Origin of the sequence: Methanobrevibacter sp. (genome assembly GCF_045116495.1) — an archaeon.
Taxonomy (GTDB): Archaea; Methanobacteriota; Methanobacteria; order Methanobacteriales; family Methanobacteriaceae; genus Methanocatella.
Window position 1 is genome coordinate 1 of record NZ_JBGULU010000157.1, and the last position, 6,993, is coordinate 6,993.

Sequence of the window (6,993 nt, forward strand, 5' to 3'; positions counted from 1 at the left end):
AAATAAAAAAGTTGGTGATGTAAATTAAACTTCATTTTATTTTTTTTTCAATTTTTTTTCAAAGTTTTTATATTAGTTTAACCTAACTATTAATGTATAAAATTTTTGTTAAGTGATGAAATGTTTGATAATTACAAGAATAAATTTGTTCCATTAATCGTGCCAATAATTTTAATCTTTTTTTGGTATTTGATAACTAATGGTTTAGGATTATTTTCTTCATATATACTGCCAGGGCCGCTTGATGTGGTAAATTCTGCCTGGGTGGTTATTGAAAACGGTAAACTTTTAACAAACACTATTGATACCTTATTTAAAGTGTTTGCTGGTTTAATTTGTGCATCTGTTGTAGCAATTCCTTGTGGAATTTTACTTGGATGGTATAAGACCTTAGAGGATTTATGTACTTTTGTAATAAGTGTTTTAAGGCCTATTCCTCCGGTTGCATGGATTCCATTTTCAATTTTATGGTTTGGTATCGGTACTTTTCCAGCAGTATTTATCATTTTCATGGGATGTGTTTTCCCTATTTTGGTTTATACTATTGACGGTGTTAAAAGAACCGATAAGGTTTTAGTAGAATCCGCTCAGACTTTGGGGGCTAATGATTGGAATGTATTGAAGCGTGTTGTTGTTCCTTCAGCGGTTCCGTATATTGTTTCCGGTCTTAAAGTGGGTATTGGTATTGCTTTGATGTGTACAATTTCTGCTGAAATGATTGGATCAAGCAGTGGATTAGGTTATATGATTTTAACAGCAACTAACCTGTTTGATACAGGTACTACTGTTGTTGGTATGTTAGTAATAGGTTTGATTGGACTTGCATTTGACTTTGTATTTACAAAAGCTCAAGATAGGATATTCTGGTAGGTGTTAAAGTGTCAATTGAAGTAAAAAACATTAACAAATCCTTTGAAGGAAAAAAATCAGATAAATTGTCTGTTTTAGAGGATATTAATTTACATATTGATGATGGGGAGTTAGTATGTCTTTTGGGACCTTCCGGTTGTGGAAAAACTACTCTTTTAAGATTGATAGCAGGTCTTGATAATCCTACCTCCGGCGAAATTGTTGCAAACGGTGAAGTGGTTAAAAAGCCATCCGGTGACAGGGCCGTTATTTTCCAGCAATACTCTTTATTCCCATGGCTGACTGTTCTTCAAAATGTTACCTTTGGTTTGGAAATGACAAACAAGGGAAACAAATCTGAAAATGTTGCGGCTGCCGAGAGATATCTTACAAGTGTGGGTTTAATTGACTTTAAAGATAGCTATCCTCATGAACTTTCAGGTGGTATGAAGCAGAGGGTTGCAATTATTAGATCTTTGCTTAATCATTCACCAATCTTGCTCATGGATGAGCCATTTTCTGCATTGGATATGCAAAATAGACACAAGCTTCAGGAACAGCTCATAGGGGTTTGGAAAAGATTTGAAAATACAATCGTTTTTGTAACCCACGATGTTGATGAAGCAGTATTTCTTGCAGATAAGATTGTCATCATGGATAAGAATCCCGGAAGAATTGCAGAAATCATTGAAGTTGACATTGAAAGGCCGAGAAAAAGAGAATCAGAGGAATTCATAAAACTTCAGGAATCAATCGTTGACAAATTGGATATGGAAGAATAATAGTTTTTGCTATTATCATTCCTTTACTTTTTTTTAAAATTAGATTTTAGAGCATTATAGCTAAATTTTAGCTATCAGTGTTCCATAATTTCCATTTTTTATTCCCTCATAAACATAATCAAGGGATTTTGCAATGCTTGTTTTTAAATCGTTGTTTTTAGCTAGATAAGCAACAATAGCTGATGATAAATTACAGCCTGTACCGTGAAGATTATCAGTTTCAATCAGTTTCTGTTTAATTGCTGTAACATTGCCGTTAATGTTGATGGTGTTGATGCCGTCGAGATGGCCTCCGGTAATGATGTTGCTGCAAACAATTTTTTTAGAGGCTTCAATTGCATCTTCCTCGGTGTTGATGTCAATACCGGTTAGTTTTTCAGCTTCACTGACGTTAGGTGTTGTTAAAATGGATTGCGGAAGCAGATATTTGTTAAAAGCATCTGCTATGTCTTCTTTTGTCAAATCACCGCCTGAAGTTGCAACCATCACAGGATCAACCACGGCTTTTAAGTTGTACTCCTTAACTTTTTTGGAAACCAGTTTAATAATTTCAGGAGAGTACAGCATTCCGGTTTTTATAAATTCAACTTCATATGAATCCATAACGGAATCTATTTGCTCTTCAATGTATTCGGGTGAAATAGGAAGTGTTGAAAAGAACTTATATGGATTTTGTGCAGTCAGTGCAGTTACAATGCCGCACCCATAAACGCCGATTGCCTGAAATGTCTTCAAATCTGCAAAAACTCCTGCACCTCCTGACGGGTCAACACCGGCAATGGACATTACAATCATTCAATCATCCCTGGTGACTTTTAATCTTTCAGATCCACGGTGTGACTCTACACTTATTTTAAGCTCTTTTAAATATTGCCTGGTATGAGTCTTGTCGCCATGAAGCAGTATTTCACCTAAATCTTCTGTCGTATTGACATCCAATGCCATGAAAAATGAATCATGCACCTGAGGATTTAGATTTTTCTTTTCAGCGACCCGAACATGTTTCTTGTAGCTGAATCCTTCAAATTGTGTGTGGATTGCCATAGGTTTCATTATAATCATATTTGTTCCGCCGCCTTTTGATGGAACAATGATAAAATCTAAGCTTTTGGAGGCGTCAATTAGCATTTTCACATTGGTTTTTCCAATCAGGGGGATATCTGATGGAACAATAATGATTTTTCTTGTCTTTCCTTTGCATAATTTCATGGCCTGTGTTAAAGCTTTGTTTAAATTGGAATTGTCATTTTCCAGGATTGCATTCACATTTAAACTTTCAGCATAACTTAATACTTCCTTGTCACGGCTGATAATAAAAATTTTATCGACATATTTTTTTAAAGTATCAGTTACATCATTAAGCATTACTTTCAGGAGCTTTTCTCTTTCGTCTTCTGATAAAAATGGAGAAAGTCGGGTTTTTGCATTTTTGAAAGTAGTAACGGGAATTATCGCATATATGTTATCCATTTCAATCACTTAATACGTTTTAGCTATTAGGGCAATGTATTTTGCATCGTTATCGCTAGCTATGCATTTTCCTTCTGTAACTTCTTCCTGAATACCTAAAACGTCATAGCCAGTTTTTTCTTCAATTTCTTTTCCGACAGCTTCATCTCCACACCAGTAGAATTTAACAACATTTCCGGCTTCAACAAGTTCTGAAATTTCATCTAGGTTTTCAGTGAATTTTACATGTTCGCCCTGGAAATCCCAAGCATTTGAAGATAGGTTTTCGCTGGATTTTTCCAGTAAATCGAGAACATTGTCAGCTAATGAGTCATCTAATGCGATTTCTATTTTTTCTCCTTCGTCCCTTCTCATTGCAACAGTAATGTTGTTTTCCAAATCTCTAGGTCCAAGTTCAAGCTTAAGAGGTGTTCCTTTAAGCTCCCAATCATTGAATTTTTTACCAGGTCTGATGTCCCTGTCATCAATATTTACTCTGATGTCCGCTTCTTCCAGCTGTTCTTTGATTTGTGAGCATTTTGCCAATACTTCCTCTTTTCCTTTCTTGAATAAAATCGGAATTATGGTTACCTGATTCGGTGATACTTTAGGTGGTAATCTAAGTCCTTTTTCATCTCCATGAACTCCAATGACTGAAGCTATTACTCTGTCGGATACTCCTGCACAGGTCTGATAGACTAGTTTGTGCTCTCCATCCTTATCCTCAAAGGTAATGTCAAAGGTTTTTGCAAAAGTCTGGCCTAAATTGTGGATTGTACCAATCTGCAGGGTTTTACCGTTAGGCATAATCACGTCAAATGCCATGGTATAATCAGAACCCGGAAATTTGTCCCATTCTGGCCTTTTAGAAATTAAGTATGGAATTCCCAAATCATCAAAGAATTCTTTATACATTTCAATAAAGTCCTGAATCTGTTCATCGGATTCTTCTTTGGTTGCATGTGCGGTATGGGCCTCTTTAAAAGTGGTAATCTCACGAACACGTATTAAAGGCCGGGTATGTTTTGTTTCATATCTGAATGTATTGACGATTTGATACATTTTAATTGGAAGATCAATATGTGTTCTAATCCATAATGAATACATTGGATAAATTGCAGTTTCACTGGTTGGTCTCAGAGCCAATTTTTCGTTTAATGGAGTTTGGCCTCCCTGTGTTACCCAATATACTTCATCTTCAAATCCTTTAACGTGTATTCCTTCTTTTGCAAGTTCGGTTTCAGGAACAAGCATTGGGAATAGAACTTCATCATGGTCTTTATCCAATAGTTTTTTGATAATATTCATTGAGTGCTTTCTTATTTGAAAACCGTATGGTCTCCAAACTGCCATCCCTTTAATAGGATATCTTGAATCGGTTATATCTGCATTTTCTAAAATATCATGAAACCATTCGTCAAAATTTTCCACCGTATCACCTAAATAATTTTTTATAATATTAAATTATCTGTTTTTAATTAGTATTAAATGTTTATTTTAAGGATTGCTTTGATTAAAAGAAAGTTATTTATAATTATTTTATACATATATATTAATGTATAATTTAATTTAGGAGATATTATGAGTAATAGGAAAATACAAATGCCTCGTGAAGTTTACATTGATCCGGGTATCATAAAGGATACAGGTAAGATATGTAAATCTCTGCGTTTAGATAAGAAGATTTTGATTGTCACCGGTTCCCATACCTATGATGTGGGTGCAGTTCCGGCAATTGAAAGTCTTGAAAAGGATGATATTGAATATGATGTAGTCAAGGTTAGTGGAGCATCTGCCGATTCAATATCTGAAGTTGAAGAATTAATCACACCAGACACTACAGTTTTAGGTATAGGTGGTGGAAAAGTCATTGATGTGGCTAAATTATCTTCATTTAATCAAGGCGTATATTTCGTTTCCATGCCAACAACAGCTTCACATGACGGTATTGTATCTCCTATGGCATCAATTAAAAATCCTGATACTTCAATATCTGTTGCCGCTCACTCTCCAATAGCTGTTATTGCAGATTCTGAAATTCTTGCACAATCTCCATTCAGACTTTTGGCTGCAGGGTGTGCGGATTTGATGGCTAATTTCACAGCAATTAAAGATTGGGAATTGGCACACAGACTAAAAAACGAAACATTCTCCGAATCTGCAGCCGCATTATCAATAATGTCTGCAAATTTAATCACTGACAATATTGCCAATATCAAGCCTAATCTTGAGCCTAGTGCCAGAATAGTCATGAAATCATTGTTCAGTGGAGGAATGGCAATCAGCATTGCAGGTTCTTCAAGGCCTGCCAGCGGATCAGAGCATTTGTTCTCACATGCACTGGATAAGATATTGGATAAACCTGCACTTCATGGTGAACAGTGCGGAATTGGAACAATAATGATGATGTATCTTCATGGAGGAGACTGGAGATATATTAAAAATGCTTTAAAAGCAGTTGAAGCTCCAACTACTGCAGCTGAAATAGGAGTATCTGAAGATGACATTATCGAAGCATTGATGATGGCTCATAAAATCAGGCCTGAAAGATACACAATTCTCGGGGACAATGGAATCTGTCGGGAAGCAGCATATGAATTAGCTTATAAAACAGAGGTGATTTAAATGATTACGTTAATAGGTAAAAGTTTAGCAAAAGAAGGTCAAGAATTTGTTTTTTTAGGTCCTGCTGAAGATTGTGAGGATTGCAGATTTAAATCATCCTGTGTTGGAAACTTGGAAGAAAATAGGAAATATGTCATTGTAGATGTTAAGGACAATGAACAAAAATGTTCTGTTCATGCTGAAGGCGCAGTAGTGCCTGTTGAAGTTGACAGGGCTCAAATTGATTTGCTAACCACTTCCAAAAGTATTTTTGAAGGTTCCACATTTACATTTAATGCTCCCGTGTGTGATGAGGAAACTTGTGAATTCCGTGACCTGTGTTTCCCTGAAGGTTTAATGGAAAATGACAAATGCATTGTGTTAAATCATGAAGGAAAACATAAGGAAGAATGTAAGAAAGGTTATAATCTTAATAAACTTACTTTGGGGTTTGTGATTTAAATGAAAGATGTTAGTAGTAATAATTCCAGTAAAAAGAATGCAGGCTACAAAGCTGCCGAATATGTAAAAGATGGAATGGTTTTAGGACTTGGTACAGGTTCAACAACACATTTTTTCATTGAAAAGGTCGGCATGAGGATTCGTGATGAAGGAATCAGTGTAATGGGCATTCCAACATCATTTCAATCATTGTTAATAGCTAAACAATGGAATATTCCAATAACTACTTTAGAAGAGCATGACATTGACTTGTCTGTGGATGGTGCTGATGAAGTGGATTCTGATTTTAATCTGATTAAAGGAGGCGGAGCTGCTCACACCAAGGAAAAAATTGTTGACTATGCCGCAAAGGAGTTCATTGTTATTGTGGATGAATCAAAATGCGTTGAAAAGCTAGGCAATTTCCCAGTACCTGTGGAAGTTCTACCTGATGCATCCAGAATGGTTATACAACCTCTTGAAGATATGGGGGCTAGCTGTGAAATCAGAATGGCTCAAAGAAAGGACGGTCCTGTAATAACAGACAACGGAAACTTTGTTATTGATGCCAAATTTGACGAAATTGAATCTCCATCTCACCTGGAAATTGATTTAAATTCCATTCCTGGTGTTGTAGAAAATGGAATCTTTTCACAGATGGTCGATAAGGTCATCGTTGGAACTGATGACGGAACCAAAGAATTATAGGTGATATTTTGCCGTTTACAGGTGGGGGAATGCCATTTCCGGATTTAAGGGATATAGGCTATAAGGTAGCCATATTGTTCGGAGTTTTAATTGTAATCTATGGTGTCTTGTGGCTTTTGGCTGAATTAAAAGTAATTCCAACAATATTTTTCGCAATATT

At 35.8% G+C, this 6,993-nt stretch carries 8 protein-coding genes; 5 read left to right on the forward strand and 3 right to left on the reverse strand.

The annotated features are described in order from the left end of the window. The first annotated feature begins 120 nt into the window (after positions 1 to 120). Positions 121 to 870, forward strand: coding sequence for an ABC transporter permease (locus ACJMLH_RS08310; protein WP_405276610.1), 750 nt, complete (start codon positions 121 to 123; stop codon positions 868 to 870). A gap of 8 nt (positions 871 to 878) precedes the next feature. Then, complete coding sequence (locus ACJMLH_RS08315) at positions 879 to 1,631, forward strand: ABC transporter ATP-binding protein (protein WP_405276612.1); 753 nt, start codon at positions 879 to 881, stop codon at positions 1,629 to 1,631. Between the two features lie 60 nt (positions 1,632 to 1,691). On the opposite strand, the gene thiD is transcribed toward ACJMLH_RS08315, so the two are convergent. From thiD to proS, 3 genes are read right to left on the reverse strand one after another with little or no spacing between them, the layout of a single operon-like run. Then, positions 1,692 to 2,426 carry a bifunctional hydroxymethylpyrimidine kinase/phosphomethylpyrimidine kinase gene (gene thiD, locus ACJMLH_RS08320; RefSeq protein WP_405276614.1) on the reverse strand — a complete coding sequence of 245 codons (735 nt, stop codon included), beginning with the start codon at positions 2,424 to 2,426 and terminating at the stop codon, positions 1,692 to 1,694. Continuing rightward, positions 2,427 to 3,101, reverse strand: a complete 675-nt coding sequence (gene cofC, locus ACJMLH_RS08325; RefSeq protein WP_405276616.1) for a 2-phospho-L-lactate guanylyltransferase — start codon at positions 3,099 to 3,101, stop codon at positions 2,427 to 2,429. Between the two features lie 9 nt (positions 3,102 to 3,110). After that, a complete protein-coding gene (gene proS / locus ACJMLH_RS08330; protein WP_405276618.1) occupies positions 3,111 to 4,511 on the reverse strand; it encodes a proline--tRNA ligase in 1,401 nt (466 codons plus the stop codon). A gap of 150 nt (positions 4,512 to 4,661) precedes the next feature. Here proS and ACJMLH_RS08335 point away from each other — a divergent pair, with 150 nt between their 5' ends. The 3 genes from ACJMLH_RS08335 to rpiA are packed head-to-tail and all read left to right on the forward strand — an operon-like array spanning position 4,662 to position 6,833. Further along, a complete protein-coding gene (locus tag ACJMLH_RS08335; protein ID WP_405276620.1) occupies positions 4,662 to 5,705 on the forward strand; it encodes an NAD(P)-dependent glycerol-1-phosphate dehydrogenase in 1,044 nt (347 codons plus the stop codon). Further along, positions 5,706 to 6,146 (forward strand): UPF0179 family protein, encoded by a 441-nt coding sequence (locus ACJMLH_RS08340; protein WP_405276622.1) that lies wholly within the window; start codon positions 5,706 to 5,708, stop codon positions 6,144 to 6,146. Then, entirely contained in the window at positions 6,147 to 6,833 is a 687-nt protein-coding gene (gene rpiA / locus ACJMLH_RS08345) for a ribose-5-phosphate isomerase RpiA (protein ID WP_405276624.1), read from the forward strand. Positions 6,834 to 6,993 lie beyond the last annotated feature (160 nt).

What these genes read in the sequence shown, in the direction of transcription:
- ACJMLH_RS08310 (WP_405276610.1), top strand. Translation starts at nt 121, where the DNA reads ATGTTTGATAATTACAAGAATAAATTTGTTCCATTAATCGTGCCAATA.
- thiD (WP_405276614.1), bottom strand. Translation starts at nt 2,426, where the DNA reads ATGATTGTAATGTCCATTGCCGGTGTTGACCCGTCAGGAGGTGCAGGA.
- cofC (WP_405276616.1), bottom strand. Translation starts at nt 3,101, where the DNA reads ATGGATAACATATATGCGATAATTCCCGTTACTACTTTCAAAAATGCA.
- ACJMLH_RS08335 (WP_405276620.1), top strand. Translation starts at nt 4,662, where the DNA reads ATGAGTAATAGGAAAATACAAATGCCTCGTGAAGTTTACATTGATCCG.
- ACJMLH_RS08340 (WP_405276622.1), top strand. Translation starts at nt 5,706, where the DNA reads ATGATTACGTTAATAGGTAAAAGTTTAGCAAAAGAAGGTCAAGAATTT.
- rpiA (WP_405276624.1), top strand. Translation starts at nt 6,147, where the DNA reads ATGAAAGATGTTAGTAGTAATAATTCCAGTAAAAAGAATGCAGGCTAC.